At 69.7% G+C, this 16,000-nt stretch carries 19 protein-coding genes and 2 pseudogenes; 13 read left to right on the top strand and 8 right to left on the bottom strand.

Features of this window, described 5'->3' with window-relative positions:
- The coding region (locus ACL02R_RS29280; RefSeq protein ID WP_412799986.1) for a hypothetical protein at positions 1–361 on the bottom strand (361 nt) is incomplete at its 3' end.
- 154 nt (positions 362–515) lie between these two features.
- Positions 516–1,325, bottom strand: a complete 810-nt coding sequence (locus ACL02R_RS29275) for a methyltransferase domain-containing protein (protein ID WP_412799985.1) — start codon at positions 1,323–1,325, stop codon at positions 516–518.
- A 140-nt stretch (positions 1,326–1,465) separates the two neighbouring features.
- On the opposite strand from ACL02R_RS29275, the gene ACL02R_RS29270 reads away from it, so the two are divergent.
- Positions 1,466–1,963 carry an ArsR/SmtB family transcription factor gene (locus ACL02R_RS29270; protein ID WP_412799984.1) on the top strand — a complete coding sequence of 166 codons (498 nt, stop codon included), beginning with the start codon at positions 1,466–1,468 and terminating at the stop codon, positions 1,961–1,963.
- A gap of 401 nt (positions 1,964–2,364) precedes the next feature.
- On the opposite strand, the gene ACL02R_RS29265 is transcribed toward ACL02R_RS29270, so the two are convergent.
- The 3 genes from ACL02R_RS29265 to ACL02R_RS29255 form a co-directional block, all read right to left on the bottom strand.
- A complete protein-coding gene (locus ACL02R_RS29265) occupies positions 2,365–2,562 on the bottom strand; it encodes a hypothetical protein (RefSeq protein WP_412799983.1) in 198 nt (65 codons plus the stop codon).
- A 170-nt stretch (positions 2,563–2,732) separates the two neighbouring features.
- A complete protein-coding gene (locus ACL02R_RS29260; protein WP_412799982.1) occupies positions 2,733–2,879 on the bottom strand; it encodes a hypothetical protein in 147 nt (48 codons plus the stop codon).
- A gap of 1 nt (position 2,880) precedes the next feature.
- Positions 2,881–3,294, bottom strand: a complete 414-nt coding sequence (locus ACL02R_RS29255) for a hypothetical protein (protein ID WP_412799981.1) — start codon at positions 3,292–3,294, stop codon at positions 2,881–2,883.
- A 250-nt stretch (positions 3,295–3,544) separates the two neighbouring features.
- Between ACL02R_RS29255 and ACL02R_RS29250 the strand changes: the two genes are divergently transcribed.
- From ACL02R_RS29250 to ACL02R_RS29230, 5 genes are all read left to right on the top strand, one after another.
- Positions 3,545–4,738 carry a helix-turn-helix domain-containing protein gene (locus tag ACL02R_RS29250; protein WP_412799980.1) on the top strand — a complete coding sequence of 398 codons (1,194 nt, stop codon included), beginning with the start codon at positions 3,545–3,547 and terminating at the stop codon, positions 4,736–4,738.
- A gap of 8 nt (positions 4,739–4,746) precedes the next feature.
- Complete coding sequence (locus ACL02R_RS29245) at positions 4,747–5,220, top strand: hypothetical protein (RefSeq protein WP_412799979.1); 474 nt, start codon at positions 4,747–4,749, stop codon at positions 5,218–5,220.
- A gap of 238 nt (positions 5,221–5,458) precedes the next feature.
- On the top strand, positions 5,459–5,977 hold the full coding sequence (locus ACL02R_RS29240; RefSeq protein WP_412799978.1) for a flavoprotein: 519 nt from the start codon (positions 5,459–5,461) through the stop codon (positions 5,975–5,977).
- Between the two features lie 127 nt (positions 5,978–6,104).
- Entirely contained in the window at positions 6,105–6,440 is a 336-nt protein-coding gene (locus tag ACL02R_RS29235; RefSeq protein WP_412799977.1) for a hypothetical protein, read from the top strand.
- A 17-nt stretch (positions 6,441–6,457) separates the two neighbouring features.
- A complete protein-coding gene (locus tag ACL02R_RS29230; protein ID WP_412799976.1) occupies positions 6,458–6,946 on the top strand; it encodes a hypothetical protein in 489 nt (162 codons plus the stop codon).
- A 74-nt stretch (positions 6,947–7,020) separates the two neighbouring features.
- Here ACL02R_RS29230 and ACL02R_RS29225 read toward each other — a convergent pair.
- A pseudogene (locus tag ACL02R_RS29225) lies at positions 7,021–7,437 on the bottom strand (VOC family protein); the annotation flags it as partial.
- 96 nt (positions 7,438–7,533) lie between these two features.
- Between ACL02R_RS29225 and ACL02R_RS29220 the strand changes: the two are divergent.
- Entirely contained in the window at positions 7,534–7,851 is a 318-nt protein-coding gene (locus ACL02R_RS29220) for a phage terminase small subunit P27 family (protein WP_412799975.1), read from the top strand.
- Between the two features lie 145 nt (positions 7,852–7,996).
- Here the strand turns inward: ACL02R_RS29220 and ACL02R_RS29215 are convergent, their stop codons facing one another.
- Positions 7,997–8,758 carry an XRE family transcriptional regulator gene (locus ACL02R_RS29215; RefSeq protein WP_412799974.1) on the bottom strand — a complete coding sequence of 254 codons (762 nt, stop codon included), beginning with the start codon at positions 8,756–8,758 and terminating at the stop codon, positions 7,997–7,999.
- Positions 8,759–8,974: 216 nt separating this feature from the next.
- Between ACL02R_RS29215 and ACL02R_RS29210 the strand changes: the two genes are divergently transcribed.
- From ACL02R_RS29210 to ACL02R_RS29195, 4 genes are all read left to right on the top strand, one after another.
- Complete coding sequence (locus ACL02R_RS29210; RefSeq protein ID WP_412799973.1) at positions 8,975–9,310, top strand: hypothetical protein; 336 nt, start codon at positions 8,975–8,977, stop codon at positions 9,308–9,310.
- Positions 9,310–9,546, top strand: a complete 237-nt coding sequence (locus ACL02R_RS29205; protein ID WP_412799972.1) for a hypothetical protein — start codon at positions 9,310–9,312, stop codon at positions 9,544–9,546. Before ACL02R_RS29210 ends, ACL02R_RS29205 begins: the two co-directional genes overlap by 1 nt.
- Positions 9,547–10,129: 583 nt before the next feature.
- On the top strand, positions 10,130–11,065 hold the full coding sequence (locus ACL02R_RS29200; RefSeq protein WP_412799971.1) for a radical SAM protein: 936 nt from the start codon (positions 10,130–10,132) through the stop codon (positions 11,063–11,065).
- 28 nt (positions 11,066–11,093) lie between these two features.
- Positions 11,094–11,438 (top strand): hypothetical protein, encoded by a 345-nt coding sequence (locus ACL02R_RS29195; protein ID WP_412799970.1) that lies wholly within the window; start codon positions 11,094–11,096, stop codon positions 11,436–11,438.
- Between the two features lie 97 nt (positions 11,439–11,535).
- On the opposite strand, the pseudogene ACL02R_RS29190 reads toward ACL02R_RS29195, so the two are convergent.
- Positions 11,536–11,889: pseudogene (locus ACL02R_RS29190) on the bottom strand (VOC family protein); the annotation flags it as partial.
- Between the two features lie 174 nt (positions 11,890–12,063).
- On the opposite strand from ACL02R_RS29190, the gene ACL02R_RS29185 reads away from it, so the two are divergent.
- Positions 12,064–12,993: a GNAT family N-acetyltransferase gene (locus tag ACL02R_RS29185; RefSeq protein WP_412799969.1), complete on the top strand. Its 930-nt coding sequence runs from the start codon at positions 12,064–12,066 to the stop codon at positions 12,991–12,993.
- A gap of 34 nt (positions 12,994–13,027) precedes the next feature.
- The coding region (locus tag ACL02R_RS29180; RefSeq protein ID WP_412799968.1) for a BTAD domain-containing putative transcriptional regulator at positions 13,028–16,000 on the top strand (2,973 nt) is incomplete at its 3' end.

The raw sequence follows: 16,000 nt of genomic DNA, 5'->3' as shown, positions 1-16,000 counted from the left end.
CCGCCGTCAGCTCGGAGGCGTGCTCGGCGAGCCAGGCCCGGACGGCCTCCCGCTCCTTGCGCGTCCCGCCGCACATGTCGTCGGCCGCCGTGACGACGGCGGTGACCTCGCGGGCGAGGACCAGCTCCCGTACGTGCTGCCACCCCGGCCGGTCGTCCATCGGCGAGGCGGGGTCCATCAGGTCCACGACGGTGTCGGCGACGGGGAGGCGGCGCGCGCCCGCGTGCGCCGCCAGCCGTTCGACCAGCGACTCGGGCGCGACCTCGGGGGCGCAGAGGTAGAGGACGGCGGCCGGGTGCGGGCGCAGGTCGGTCGCGGCGTCGGCGATCCGGCGGCGGCGTTCCCTCTCGGTCCTGGGCATCGCGTCCTCCATCGCTCGGGGCGGGACTCCGGAGGCCATTGTGACCGATCGATCACACAGGGCGAAGCAGTTCCGCACCGCAGGCCCGCCGCACCGCATGGCGCTTTATCGGGTCACCCGACAAGCCGACCGGGCGCCGCTCCCGGTGCGGAGGTCACGCCTTCATGAGGACGAAGAACAGGAAGCACAGGAACTTCCCCGACTCCTTCTCCTCGAAGAGTTCGGGGAACCGTTCGCGGGCGCCGGGTCCCGGGGCCGGTTCGCTGAGGACGTCGATCCGGAAGCCGGCCGCGGTGAACGCGTCGGTGATCGCGTGCAGCGGCCGGTCCCAGAAGGTCATCAGGTTCCTGGTGTCGCCGAATTCCCACCACTGGGAGGTGGGGCGGATCGCGAAGTAGTCGGTTCCGGGCGGTGCCGTCAGATGCTGGACGAAGGGGTGGTGGACGGCCCCGATGAGACGGCCGCCGGGCTTCAGCACGCGGCGCAGTTCGGCCAGGGCTGTCGTCCAGTCCTCCAGGTAGTGCAGCACCAGGGCGGCGACGAGGTCGTCGAACTCGGCGTCGGCGAACGGCAGCGTGCCGCCCAGTTCGGCGTGCTTCAGCACCACGTCGTCGCCGAGCCGCCGCCTGGCGAGTTCCAGCATCCCGGCGCTGGAGTCGAAACCGGCGACGACGGCGCCCCGTTCGCGCAGGTCCGCGGCTATGGGGCCGGCGCCGCAGCCGACGTCGAGGATGCGGCGGCCCGCCACGTCACCGGCCAGGTCCACGATCGCGGGGCGCGTGTAGTGGGCGTTGAGGAGGCTTGTCTCGTTCTCGGCCTCGTACGCCTCGGCGAAGCTGTCGTAGTCGTTCGCCTTCTCCCCGGGTCCCCGGGGGACATCGACGGGAGTGACCCGGGACACCGCCTGCTCGGCGAGGCTCTCGGGAGCGGCGGTCCCGCCGGTCGTTCCGGAAGGGTTCGGCATGGTCGACCTCGTTCGCTCAGGCCGCGGTCGTCCCGCGACTGTGAAGGTTCAGCGTTACCCTGGCCAAGTGATTGGGTTTTGTCAATCACTCACTGCCGGGCCCGCCACCAGGCTGGCCGCCCTTCAGTAGGCTGCTGGTCATGACCGAACGCCGGCCGGCGACCGACGCGGAGGCGAAGGCACTCGCCTCCGCCCTCCGCCTGCGCATCCTGCGTATCTGTGTGCGGAAGCCGCACACGAACAAGGAGATCGCGGCGATCCTCGGCCGCGACCCGGCCAGCGTGCTGCACCACACCAGAACGCTGGTCCGCACCGGATTCCTTGAGGCGCAGGAAGAACGGCGCGGCGCGCGCGGCGCACGGGAGATCCCGTACCTGGCGACGCACAAGAGCTGGAACCTAGAATCCCCCGCGCTGGAACGGTCGATGCTCGACGCGTTCCTGGAGGAACTCGCCCTCGTCCCCGCGACCGAGTCCGAGGGCACCAGGATGGCGCTGCGCCTGCCACCGGCTCAGATGGAGGAGTTCCGCACCCGGCTCAAGGACCTGCTGGAAGAGTTCGCCAACCGCCCGGACGACCCGACCGCGCCCGCATGGTCGCTCTTCCTCGTGGTCCACCCCGACCCGAACCGCCCCTGACGACGCCGCGCGTTCCTCCCCGGCTGGGGCAGGGGAGGAACGCGACCTGCGGGTTCACCGGCTGACAGGCCGGCGCTTCGGCTGGGGGGTGATGGTGGTCCATATGCAGAGGCCGTCCGGAGTGGGGATGGTCCCGAACGTCCACACCAGGTGCTCAGCGCCGTGAATCACCGCCGGGAGCCTCGGCGTCCGGGCGGTACGGGCACGGAGGACCTGAACGTTCAGGGCATCCCCGTGATCGCGCAAGCTGAGCCACCACGGACGGCGGCTACGGGCAACGCCGATCAGCGCGCTCACGACGGGAACGGCGTCGCCCCACCCCCACGCTGCCAGGACATCACACGCCCAGCCCCGGGCCGCGTCCCTCTCCCCTCCGGTGAACAGGCGGGAGGCGTGGGCCGTCACGGCTCCACCCCCGACACAGCCGACCACAGGTCGGCGACGGCAGAGTCCACCTCGGCCTGGGCGATCTCCCGCCGGAACACCGCAGCGACGGCGGGGAACAGCCGGTCCACGACGGGCCGCAGCTCGGACGCGCTCCCCAACTCGGCCAACCGCACCACCAACTCGTGCGGGACGACCTCGGGCCAGTAGTGCATCCCACCCCACGAGTCCGAGGGGTGCGCAACCAACGGCACAAGCCGTTCGGAGATCCGGCAGGTTCGGCACGCCTGATACGTCCACCCCGGCCCCGAACCCGACGCAACCAACGCCACGGCAACCAACTCACCGGCCGTCGCTTCGCAGTACATACAACGCGGCAGCAGACTCACTGCTCCTCACCACCCTCCGACTCCGGCTCGTCGCCGTCCGAACGCGGCAGTACGGGCCCTTCCAGCTCGGTGATCACGGTGATGTGCGGGTTCTCCTCCCGCACCGGCGCCACCGTCAGGTAACGCGGGAGGGGACGCGGCATCTCATCCACAGCGCCCCCCGAACACCCGCCCGAGCGCCAGGTACAGCACCTCCGGATCGGTCAGGCAGTCCCCCGACGGCGGCACCACCAGCCACCGGACCTCACCATCCCCCACCCACGGACCCCCGACCCGATCGGCAGCCGGAACAGCCAGGCAGTACCCCCGCCCGAGCGCCAACGCACCGGGCGGCCACCCACGGTCGTTCGCCGAACCCGGCGGCACCAGCCAGTACATGACCCCATGCGCCGGGTCCTCAATCACCGGCCCGCTGATCCCGGCCAACCGCAGACGGTGGAACGCGTACAACCCCTGGAAAGACGGCACACGCACCGCATCAAACACCTCCCCCAACGGCCGGATACGCACCTGGCCGTTGGGCGGAAGCGGCAGAACGTAGACCGAGTGTGTTGGCATCAGGCACCCTCCAGCACCCCCCGGATACACGGAGGGTGCCCATCTCTCGACAGCAGGTAGCCTGCTCACCAAACCGTGAGATCTGCCTCACCTTCCAACAGCCACCCACGGAGTGCATGAGGTTATGCGCCAGCCGCATATATCACGGCCGAATCCATCGAAATCAATGTACGAATCGAAGAGGCACTGACGGATGAACCGGTTGGGACCAGCCATTCATGACGCCGCTCGGACCGGCGACTACGGCCGAGTGATCAGGCTGGCGCGCCGGGATGCGGGTGTTTCACAGCAACAACTCGGCCAGGCGTGCGGGCTGAGCCAGTCCGCTATCTCACGTCTGGAGAACGCACGCCTCGGCGCCTACGACATGACCACTCTGGCCAAGGCGGCCAGACACCTGAACATTCCCGCACGACTGGTCGGACTCGCCGACCATGCGGGATCAGCACGCTTGGAAGGCCCCGTGGAACGGCGCAATTTCCTCGCTGTCGGCGCAGCGGCAGTGACGGCATCCCCTCTTCTGCCATCGATAGCTCCGCATGCTGCGGAAGCGAGCAGCCGAGGGGCGACACTTCGCGTGGCAACGGCCGCCTACCGACGCCTCGACGGCACCGCCCCAGCCCGTGACCTGCTGGAGCCGGTCCTTTCCCATCTACGGCTGACCAAGGCACTCGTCGGCGAATCCCCGGACGAACACCACCGCGCACATCTCGCCGCAGCTGGCAGTGAAGCAGCCAGCTTCGCAGGATGGCTGTGCTGGGATCTCGGCGATCTCGGATCGGCGAGGACGTGGTACGGCACATCGATCAAGGCAGCACGTCGCGTATCAGATCCACTGCTGGGGGCGTATCAAGTCGGCAGCCTGGCACAAATGGAAGCCCACGTGGGCAACACCTCTCAGAGCCTGTCGCTCATCGGAAACGCTCGGAAACGGCTGGGCAGTTCGGCCCCGGCCATCGCGGATGCCTGGCTACGCACCATCGAGGCGCTGGCTCATGCCTCCGCAGGCGATGAGCAACGCACGGACCGTGCGCTTCGTCTCGCCTCTGAAGCCACCCACAGGATCTCCAACGAGGAAGCCCCGTGGCCGTGGGTTTTCCCTTTCAATCAAGGGAAGGTCGCCGCAGCTCGCCTGTCCTGCGGTGCCCGACTCATGAGACCGGACTGGGTCCAGGCGGGCTACGAGGCGGCCGGACCGGTCCTCGACACAGGGCACGAGAAGCAACGCGCCCAGCTTCACATTGACTTGGCATTCGGGCATCTGGCAGCCGGACGACTGGACGTGGCCTTCGCCCTAGCGACGCGCGCACTGGAAGTCGGACTTCGCTACCGGTCCGGGCGAACAGTCGAACGCGCCCGCGCTCTGCGCCGCAGCTATACATCCCCCACACCGCCCCGGGTCGTGCGAGACTTCGACGACCGGTTGCACGACATCTACCTGTGAGGTCCCGGATGCGTGTCGGAATCACCGGCCATCGCGGCCTGTCCGAGCAGATCGAACGCCAGGTGCGCGAAGAACTGAAGACCTGGCTCACCCCCCACGCGGACGACCTCGTGGGCGTCTCCTGCATCGCGGACGGCCCGGACGCCTGGTTCGCCGAAACCGTACTAACCCTCGGAGGGCGACTCGAAGTCGTCATCCCCGCCACCACCTACCGCGCCGGTCTACCCCAGTGGCACCACCCCGTCTACGACGAGCTGATGCGCCAGGCATCCGACGTCCACACCACCGGCCTCACCGCATCCGACTCCCAGGCCCACATGGCAGGCAGCGAAATCCTGGTCGGCCTGACCGACCACCTCATCGCGGTATGGGACGGCCTCCCCGCACGCGGCCACGGCGGCACCGCCGACGTCGTCACCCACGCCCGACACCACAACGTCCCCGTCACCATCCTCTGGCCACCCGGCGCCACCCGCGACTGACGCCGGAACACCATCCGCTTCGCCATCACCACCCACGATGCCGGACACCGCCTCACAGCAGCCGACTTCGCGACCTCGCCGCGCGCATCGACACCATCGCCCAAGCCACACAGCCTGACCGGAAGGCGCGCCGTGCTGATGCTGTGGTACATCAATCTGCCGACAACCGAATGGGACCGCTATCGCCGTACTCCAGCGCCGAGTTGCGCCCTCTGGCGGACAAGTGTGGGATCTTCGCATGAGTGGCGGTGTTCTGTATCTGATCGCGTGTGCTGCGGGGCCGACCCGTTATCTCGATCGGGGGATCTTGCGGGCGCAGGAGGCGGGATGGAGGGTGTGCGTGGTCCTCACGCCGTCCGCCGCCCGGTGGTGGAAGCCGCGCGTCGCGGAGCTGGCGGAAATGACCGGGCACCCGGTGCGTTCCCAGTACAAGCTGCCCCATGAGTCGGACGCGTTGCCGCGTGCGGACGCAATGTTGGTCGCCCCGCTGACCACGACCAGCGCGTGCAAGTGGGCCGCCGGGATCACCGACACCCTCGCCCTCGGCCTGCCCGCCGAAGCCGTGCACCTGGGCATCCCCGTCACCGCCACCCCCTTCTGGAACACCGCGCTCGGCGCCCAACCAGCCGTGGGACAGGCCGTGGACAACCTCCGCGCACAAGGCGTCCACGTCGTCTACGGCCCCGGCGAACCCCACGCCCCCAAACAAGGCGACGCAGCAGCCTTCTGGAACACCGCCCTCGACACACTCACCTGACACGCCGGGGGGCCAGGGCGGGAGACGCAGGGCTGCTGTTGTGGGATATCGACCACATGCTTGTGGAGATGCGGGGATCGGGACGTAGTTGTTCGGGCGGGCGTTGGCCGAGGTAACCGGCGTGCGGATGGATCAGCAGGCCGCCGACCGATCTGGTGATCTTCCGGGAGACCACCGCCCTCCACGGCGATACCACCAGCCAGACCACTCGCGCGGCTCCCGGAACACCGGCGCTGCCCGCAGCACGGCACTCGACTCGGCGGGGCTGGCCGAATGCTCGTGGCTGCTCGGAGACATCAAGACCGCAGTGCAGCAGACCCACAGCGCTGTCGATGCTGCCCTGCTCACCGACTCCACCCAAGTCCGCGAGAAGCTTGGGCGTCTCTACACCCACACGGTGGGGCACAGTTCCGCCGACGTCCGGGACGCCCGCGTGCGGGTCCGAGAACTGCTGACCGTCTGAAATGAAAGGTGAAGAGCGTGACGACACTTTCTGTGACCGGACACATGGACCTCTCCGACGAGGCCGTTCCCCTCGTCCGGGCCGCCCTGCGGGAGTTGCTGGCCGCGTACGAGCCGGGGGAACTCGTCGGTGTCTCGTGCATCGCCGCCGGGGCGGACAGCCTGTTCGCCGAAGCAGTCCTGGAACGCGGCGGACGGCTGGTCGTCGTCACACCGTCGCGGGACTACCGGGACCGCAAGGTCAAGCCCCAGCACGCCGACCTGTACGACCGGCTGGTCCAGGCCGCCGCCGAAGTGATCGTGATGCCGTTCGACACCGCAGGCCGGGAAGCGTACGAAGCGGCCGGGAAGGAACTCCTGCGCCGCGCCGACCGGTTCGTGGCCGTCTGGGACGGCGTACCCGCCCAGCCCGGCGGCCGAGGTGGGACAGCCGCCACCGTCGCCGAAGCACGCGACACCGGACTCGACGTGCATGTCGTCTGGCCCGCAGGCGCCAGCCGCGCCTGACCACACACACCGGCGGACCTTGCCGCCACCGAACCGCCGGACGGACGGCATCTCGATCGGCCGTCGGGGACGTGTCAGGGCAGGGACAGGACGCAGAACTCGTGGGCGTCCGGGTCCGCCAGGCAGGTCCACGGGGTGTCGCCCTGGCCTACGTCGAGGTCCGTCGCGCCGAGGGCTCGCAGACGGGACACCTCTGCCGTCCGGTCGTCGCCGGGGCCGGGGAACAGATCGAGGTGTACGCGGTCCGGCGTGGTCTTCGTGCCGGGTGTGCGGAGGAACTCCAGGTACGGGCCCGTCCCCTTGGCCGAACGCAGCCTCGCCAGGTCGTCGGTCGCCTCGTGCACGGTCCAGTCCGTCGCCTCACCCCAGAAGCGGGCCATGGCCCGGGGGTCCGCGCAGTCCACGACCACGGCCGCGATCGGGCCGGTGCCCCGGTAGACGTCCCGAGGCTCCAGCACGCACAGCTCGTTGCCCTCCGGATCTCCCAGCACTCAGAACTAGCGGTTCTGGAGTTGGGCAGCCATGGCGGAGACTTCGCAGGTCAGCGGGCGCGTCAAGCGAGTCCTTACCTCTCCGGCGCTTATCGGATGGAAGATGCACACGAATGGCGCCGCATAGTGCCGATACTCGAAATCGCCGCAGGTATCGGGGAGGTCGATTACAGCACCGTGAAAGACACGTGCGTGTGCGTCGCGCGCATCGACCAGGCCGAGCGGGATCTTTCCGCACGCGGGCTCATCGTGACGGCTGAACGGGGAACGGTGAAGAACGGCGCCGCCACAATCGCCGGGCAGTACCGCGCTCAACTCGCCCGCTACATTCGGGAAATTGGCTTGTCCCCAAGTGCCCGCACGTCGATTACGACGCCCGATACTGACGACGAAGATTCCGACATCTGGGACTGACCATTTGCCGTACGCACATTGATTTTTACTGTGATATGGCCCTGCCCTGCGGCCGAACTGCTACATGCTAGCCAAAGCCGATTCGGCATTGAAAGGCCCCTCACGATCCATTCTGAGTCGGAGGGGCCTTTCGGTGCCATGTAGGCTATTCCGGGATTTTCCCGTACTTCGCCAGCGTGGCCTTGTTTGTTGATGCATCCTGGAAAATGACCTCCCAAGGACCTGTGTTGACATCCATTTCTTTCCCGAACCCGACCCACTTTCCAGCCATTCGCCGCCCTGTCGGCTCGATGAGCATTTGAATCGCCCCATGGTATCGGGCACCCCGGTAATAGCTGGCTTGGGCTGTCTGTTCCACCCACGTTCCCGTTATGACGTTTCCGTCAATGGTTAGATCCATGCTCAGCTGCGAATCTGCCGATCCGGGGATGCTGCGAACTGTCAGGCGGCTCCCATGCTGTAGGACAACGACGTAGTGAAGCTGGGTGAATGTTCTTTCTCGTCCGCTCGAATAGTACTCGTAGCGGCTCAGCCAAACACCACTGTAGTTTCCTTGCGGGGCGGGACGCGTAATTCGGCCTCCTGCTGGGGCGCTTGCGCCGTTCTGGGCAGATTCGAGATCGTGCCCGCCCTTCCCGTCGCCTGAAACGCGAGCCTCCGGAACGGGAATTGCAAACCCCAGCGACTCTATGGGGAGTCCTGTAACTGTCTCCAGGGCGCGCGCGTAGATGGGACGTGGCGCTGCCGTGGCGCCACTCTCCCAGCGCTGGACGAGCCGCTTGTTCGCGTCGTTGGGTGCCCCAGCGCGTTCGCCGGCACCGCGTAGGGCGCGCGCGAAGTCGTCTTGTGACATGAGCAGTCCCATACGGACTGCCCGCAGCGTGCTGTTCGGTGTCGATGGACTCATGTACCCACGGTAGCTCTCTGGTGCCTCAAATGACACCCAAATGACACCCTCAATGACGCCGGAACGTCGTCTGCAACGTCGTCGCGCAAGGCGACGTTCCGGCGTCATTCTCTTGTGACGCTCAGTCTCCATGAGGGACGCACGAGTGACAAGCAGAACCCCCGCGACCGTCCGACCGGCCCGGGGGCATGGGTCACCTGAAAGGAGCAGGCAACCGTGCCTGAGTTTACGCATGGTGCCGGAGTGCCACCGCCGATGCCCGGAGCACGGCCGCTGCCGTGGCGAGACGGAGAGGGGCGCCCGGCCTACCTGGCGCCGGGCGACGAGGATGGGCCCCTTGCCCGCCTCGCGGACTCGGTAGAGGACGAACAGCTTCGTGACGCTGCCGACGTTCTGAAGCACTCGTTGGCGGTGCTGGCGAACCCCAAGGCACCCGCGCAGGAACTGCGTTTCGTCGGCGAACAGTTGGCCGTATGCCTTGCGGCCGTGCTCACCGTGGCCGAGTCGCGCGGTGCGCAGTTGCACCCGGACGACAGAACGGCGGGTGCGTAATGGGTGCGCGCTTCCGCTTCCGCGAGTTCACCTTGGTACCCGACGACGAATCGGACGCAGAGCCCATCGAGTTCGCGTTCCAGTGTGCTGTTTGCAACATGGTCGGCCCGACCCTCGCCGACGCAGAAAAGGCTTCCGAATGGTCGCACGATCACGTGCGCGACCATCCCGAGCATTTCACCTATCGGCAAATCACGACCCTCCCCTACCGAATGCAACCCGGGGAGTGGCAGTGAACAACCGTCAACGCTTCACATGCGGAGTGGTCGCAAAGGTTCCGCATCAGGAACGGGTAATCTCTCTCGGGAGTTACGCCACCGACAACCCGGAAGCGGCCCTTGGGTGGCTTCGTTCTCAGGCTGCCCGGTTGGCCAACGCTCTCTCCCCTTGTCCCGGGATCGGTCCCCTTCCACGGGAAGCCCTACACCGCGTTATCGAGGAAGCCCCCGACCTTGGACACATCTTCCGTGAATGGGTCTGGGACTACGCGGTCCAAGAGCGACAGTTGGCGAACCTCGCATCCGGGCGCGCAATCGGTGTCCACGCCGGAGACGCTGGAGTGATCTACTCCCTCACCGCCGAGTCCATCAGGCAGCCCACCAACCTTGACGCAACGCTGCAATTATCGGCCGTTGCCTAAACTCCCGCTCCCTACCGGGGAGGAACCCTTTCCGTCCCCCACGGCAAGTAGGCCCCTGGTAGGGGGCGGGCTCCACCCATGGCGACCGTTTCGGGTCAGGGTCGCATCGCTATTCCCCCAGGGAAAGGCGTCAAGAGTTCACGGCCAAGGCTCTCGCCTTGCCGCGAAACCACAGGTCCATGAACGATGATTTCGGAGGAGCTTCATTGAACGCGACGCAAAACCCCTTGAAATTCGCTTGGTTAGAGGTCACGGGACTGTGCAACGAGTTCTGCGACCACTGCTACGCGGACTCGTCCCCCAAAGGCACCAACGGCGCCATGACCGTGCACGACTGGAAGCGCGTCATCGACGAACTGGCCGACCTGGGAACCCTGGACGTGCAGTTCATCGGCGGCGAGCCGACGTTGTACCCGCACCTTGGCGAGCTGATCCGGCACGTTCACGCGGCGGGGCTCTCGGTTGAAGTGTTCTCCAACCTGACCTATGTCCGCGAGGAATTGTGGCGGACCTTCACGGACTGCGGCGTGAAACTCGCAACGTCGTACTACTCCGACACCCCCGAAGACCACGACAAGGTGACCAACCTCCGTGGATCGCACCGACGCACGCGGGCCAACATCGAAAAGGCGCTGAATCTGCGCATCCCGCTGCGAGGCGGAGTTGTCACGGTGCGCCCTGGACAACGCGCGCAGGAAGCCGCGCAAGACCTTCTCTCGCTCGGTGTGGAAGAAGTCGGCGGGGATCGAACGCGGGCATTCGGCAGGGGAAGCAGGGGGGCCGCGCCGACGATCGCGGATCTCTGCGGACACTGCGCGCACGAGAAGTGCGCCATCGGCCCCAACGGTGACGTCTGGCCGTGTGTACTCGGACGCTTCCTGAGCATGGGCAATGTGCGGGAAGCGCCCATTGCCGAAATCTGGTCGGGCACTCGAATGAGTGCGATCCTGGCCGACATCAAGGACGTGCACGGAGACGGCGCGCAGTCGTGCACGCCTCCGCAGTTCCTTCCCATGTGTGGGCCGTGTTCGCCGTGCGTTCCGTCCGTACAGCACTGCGACCCGAGCGAGGCGGACAGCACCACGGCAGCCGATACCATCGGCACACCCGCTTAACCTCCCAGAGAGCCCGAGGAGCGCGCCAATGCACGATCACGGGGACGACTTCGGCACCTGGCAGACCGAAGGCGATACCGAGGCAGTACAGCGGACAGAGGACGACTGGCTGACCATCGCCCGATACGTTCGGCACGCGGCGAACAAGGTCGGCCCTCAGCTTCCGCTCTGCCTGCCCGGTGAACCGGAAGAGTGCGGGCGGAGCGCGCAACAGCACGTGCTCGCATGGTCTGCGGCGCTCAAGGCCGCCGCGCACCACATCATCGAGCAGTCAGCCCCGAGCAAGGCGCGTGCGGCGCATGTCGCCGGACCCCTGTACCAACGGCGTCTCGGTGAGCTTCGGGCTCAGCGTCCCGTGAGTGCCCCTCGCTGACCAGCCAACGCCAGTCACGGCCCCGTTCATGCGCTCCCCCTGGTGGCGCGTGGGCGGGGCTTCCGCATGTCCTGAGCTGCCCGTATCCTCAGAACCGGTAGTCAGGAGTGTTGGGGTCGGCCAAGACGGTCCACGGCACGTCGCCCTGGCCCACGTCGGCGGGCGTCGCGCCCAGGGCGAGCAGGCGGGCGACCAGCTCCCGCTGGTGGGCGGCGGAGGTGGTGGCGAGGTCGATGTGCGTGCGGTTCTTCACCGCCGTCTTGCGGTCGGGGACGGGCACGACGTCCACGCCGAGGAGGTCCGGGTCCGGCCACACGAGGCCGCCGCCGGGACCGACATAGGTGGTGGCGCCCGCGCTGTACGCCTGCCAGCCGAGCGCCTCCGCCCAGAACCAGGCGACCGCCGGTGCGGCGGCAGCCTTGATGTTCACCTGCACAGGTCGCAGCGCCATGCCGCCGATCCTAGCCACGCCACGCGGAGCCGGGCCGGCCTTGGGGTGTTGTGGGACGAGTTCCTGCCGCTCATTCTCCCGGCCTCCTCGACGCCTTTCGAGCGGTGCCGGAGCTTCGCGGCGTGCCGGAAAACGCTTCGACGTGAGGGTGCGGTGCTGGCACAGTGGCGCGGCATGGTGGATGACGCGGGTGTCGCCGTTGAGGATCTGCGGCTCATGCAGGGGTTGGCGCAGCGTGTCGTGGCCGTCCGGCCTGATCTTGTCAACAGTGACGCGTCGTACGGGGAGTTGGCGTGGAACTGGGGCAAGGGGCTTGCCGCCGACGGGGAGAGGTGGCGGCGGCGGTTGTGGTTCTCCGGGGGTGAGCTGGTGGCGTGGGGCTGGGCGCGGCTGCCGCGCCCGGAGGCGACCGGCGCGTATCTGATCTATCAGGTGCACCCCGCCCACGCCGGGCTGGTGGACGAGGTGATCGGCTGGTACGGCGCCACCGCGCCCGGTGCCGAGCGGACGGTGATCCCGAGCGCCGCCGACACGTTCGGCCTGGAACGCTGGGCCGCCCACGGCTACGTGACCGACCCGGCCTCGCTCGGCGACACGGGGTCCTGGACGCAGCTCAACGAACGGGACCTCGCCGACGTCGAACAGCCCGTGCTGCCGAGCGGGTTCCGGTTCCGCACCGCCGACGAGGCCGGTCCCGAGGCGGCGGTGCGGGCGCACGTGGACGCGTGGGCCTCCACGACGTACACCGCCGACAGCTACGCCGGCGTGCGGCGCGCGCCGGGGTACCGGCCCGACCTGCACGTCCTCGTGGAGGCGCCGGACGGGACGATGGCGGCCTCCGCCGTCCTGTGGCTGGACGAGGCCAACGCCACCGTCGAGTTCGAGCCGGTCGGGACCCATCCCGCCTACCGGCGGCGGGGGTTGGGCAGGGCGGTGCTGCTGCACGGCATGCGCCGGGCACGCGCGGCCGGTGCCACACACGCGACAGTCGTCTGCCTCGGCGCGCCCGGCCATCCGAAGGCACGCGCGCTGTACTACGGCGTCGGCTTCCGCATGTTCACACGGGACGCGCCGCTGGTGGGACCGGCGACCGCGACGGCCTGAGGGCCGCCCGGCGGCCCGTGGCACAATCGCCCGCGTGTGGATCGGGATGCTGGGCCCGCTGGTCGTGCGCACCGGCGGGGGCGAGGCGGAGGTGCCGGGAGCGCGGCTGCGCGGCCTGCTGGTCGCGCTCGCGCTCAGGCCGGGCCACGTCGTCCCCAAGGCGTCCCTGATCGACTGGATCTGGGGCGAACGCCCGCCCGCCGACGCGACGAACGCCCTCCAGCGCCTCGTCTCCCGCCTGCGGAAACTGCTGCCGGAGGGAACGGTCGAAGGCCGGCCGGACGGCTACCGGCTGGGAGTGGACCCGGACGCCGTGGACGCGGTGCGGTTCGAACGCCTCCTCGCCGCGAGCCGTGCCCGCCCCGACGACGGCGCCCACCGCGTACGGCTGCTGCGCGAAGCGCTGGAGCTGTGGCGCGGCGACGCGCTGCGGGACATCGGCCTCCAGGACAGCGCCGCGTTCGACGCCGCCCTCGCCCGCCTCGAAGGGCTCCGCCTCACCGCCACCGAGGAACGCGCCGAGGCCGAGACCGCCGAGGGGAACGGCGCCGCGATGCTCGCCGAGCTGACCGACCTGGCGGCCGCCCACCCCGTACGCGAACGCCTCGCCGCCGCCCTGATACGCGCCCTCGCCGCGGCGGGCCGGGACAGCGAGGCGCTGCTCGCGTACCAGCGCACGCGCGAGGCCCTGGCCGAGACCCTGGGCACCGACCCGTCGCCCGACCTGGCCGCCCTGCATGTCGCGCTGCTGCGCGGCGAGTTGGGCCGGGAGGAGGTGCGGGAGGAGGTGCGGGAGGAGAGCCCGAGGACCAACCTCCGCGCCGAGCTGACCACGTTCGTGGGGCGGGACGCCGACATCGCCGCCGTCCGCGGCCTGCTGGCCGGGCACCGGCTGACGACCGTCATCGGGCCAGGCGGCGCGGGCAAGACCCGGCTCGCCACGGAGACCGCGCGCACGCTGCTCGGTGAACTGCCGGACGGCGCCTGGCTGGTGGAGCTGGCCCCCGTCGGCCCCGGAGGTGACGTGGCGCAGGCCGCCCTCGCCGGCCTCGGCCTCCGGGACACCCTGCTCGGCGGCCCGCAGCACGCGGAGCCGGCGGACCGGCTCGTCGCCGCACTCCGCGACCGCGAGGCGCTGCTGGTCCTCGACAACTGCGAGCACGTGGTGGACGCCGCCGCCGTCCTCGCCCACCGCCTGCTCGGCGAGTGCCGCCGCCTGCGCGTCCTCGCGACGAGCCGCGAACCGCTCGGCATCACGGGCGAGGCGCTGTGGCCCGTCGAACCGCTGGCCCTGCCGGACGACGACGCGGCCCCCGACCTGATCGCCCGCTCCCCCGCCGTCCGCCTGCTGCGCGACCGGGCGGACGCCGTACGCCGCGACCTGGCGGCCGATCCCGCGACGCTGGCGACGATGGCCCGCGTCTGCCGCGCCCTGGACGGCATGCCCCTGGCGATCGAACTGGCCGCAGCCCGCCTGCGCACGATGTCCATCGACCACCTCGGCCACCGCCTCGACGACCGCTTCCGCCTGCTGACGGGCGGCAGCCGCGCCGCGCTGCCCCGGCACAGGACGCTGCGCGCGATGGTCGACTGGAGCTGGGAACTGCTCGGCGACGCCGAGCGCGCGGTCCTGCGCAGGCTCGCGGTGTTCGCCGGCGGCGCGGGCCTCGACGCGGCCGAACGGGTCTGCGCGGGCGGCGGCGTGGAGCCGGACGAGGTGCTCGACCTGCTCACCGCGCTCGCCGACAAGTCCCTCGTCGTCGCCGCGGGCGAGGGCGCCCCGCGCTACCGCCTGCTCGGCACCGTCAGGGAGTACGCCGCGCACCGCCTCGCGGAGGCCGGGGAGGCCGAGTCGGCGCGCCACGCGCACCTCGCGTACGTCAACGGGCTGGCCGAGACCGCCGAACCGCGCCTGCGCCGCGCCGACCAGGTCGAGTGGCTGGCCCTGCTCGGCGCCGAGCACGACAACATCGGCGCCGCCCTGCGCGGCGCGCTCGCCGCGGGTGAGACCCGCGCGGCCGTACGGCTGGCGGCGGCCGCGGGCTGGTACTGGTGGCTGGGCGGGCACCGGGCCGAGGGGCTCGACCTGCTCACCGCCGCGGCGCGGGCGCCGGGCGAGGCGGACGACGGGGCGCGGGCGACGGTGTACGCGCTGGTGGTGATGTTCGTCAGCTCGGGTCTCGGCGACGAGCGCCAGGCCGCCGACTGGATACACGAGGCGCACCGCCTCAGCCGCCGCGCCCCCGGGGGCGCGCACCCGGCGATCGGCTTCATCGCCGTCCTGGAACGGCTGCTCCGCGAACCGGACGCGCACCTGCCCGCGTTCGCGCCCCTGCTGGACGACCCGGACCCGTGGGTGCGGGCGCTGGCCAGGCTGCACACGGGGAAGATGCCGTTCATGCTCGGCCGGGGCGGCCCGGAGGCGTACGCGCAGCTGGAGATGGCGCTCGCGGAGTTCCGCGCGCTGGGCGAGCGGTTCGGAATGTCGTTCGCCCTGACCGAGCTGGCCGACCGGCTCGCCGAGCGCGGGGAGTTCGCCGCCGCGTGCGCCCGTTACGAGGAGGCGGTCGCGGCCGTCACGGAGGTCGGTGCCACCGAGGACGTGATCAGGATGCGGTCGCGCCAGGCGCAGTTGTACTGGCTGCTGGGCGACACGGCGGCGAGCGCGGCGGCGCTCGACGACGCGCGGCGGTGCGCCGAACGCGTCACCTGGCCCGACGCGCTGGCCGAGCTGGCGTTCGCCCGCGCGGGCCTCGCCCGGGGGCGCGGGGACGCGGCCGAGGCGCGGCGGCAGCTGGCCGTGGCGACGGCCGCGCTGGGCGACGACGCGGAACTGGCGCACATCCGGGGGGTGACGCACGACATGCTCGGCTATCTCGCCGACGACCTCGGGGAGTCGGGGGCGCACCGGGCGGCGGCCTTCGAGGCGGCGGCGGAGGCAGGGCACCCGCCGCTGATCGCGCTGGCGCTCGTCGGGATCGCGGACCTGGCGCTGGGGGGCGGAGAA

This window comes from Streptomyces sp. MS19 (assembly GCF_047200595.1).
GTDB lineage: Bacteria > Actinomycetota > Actinomycetes > Streptomycetales > Streptomycetaceae > Streptomyces.
The sequence above is the reverse complement of the archived record's forward strand: the minus strand, read 5'-3'. Positions and strand labels throughout refer to the sequence as shown.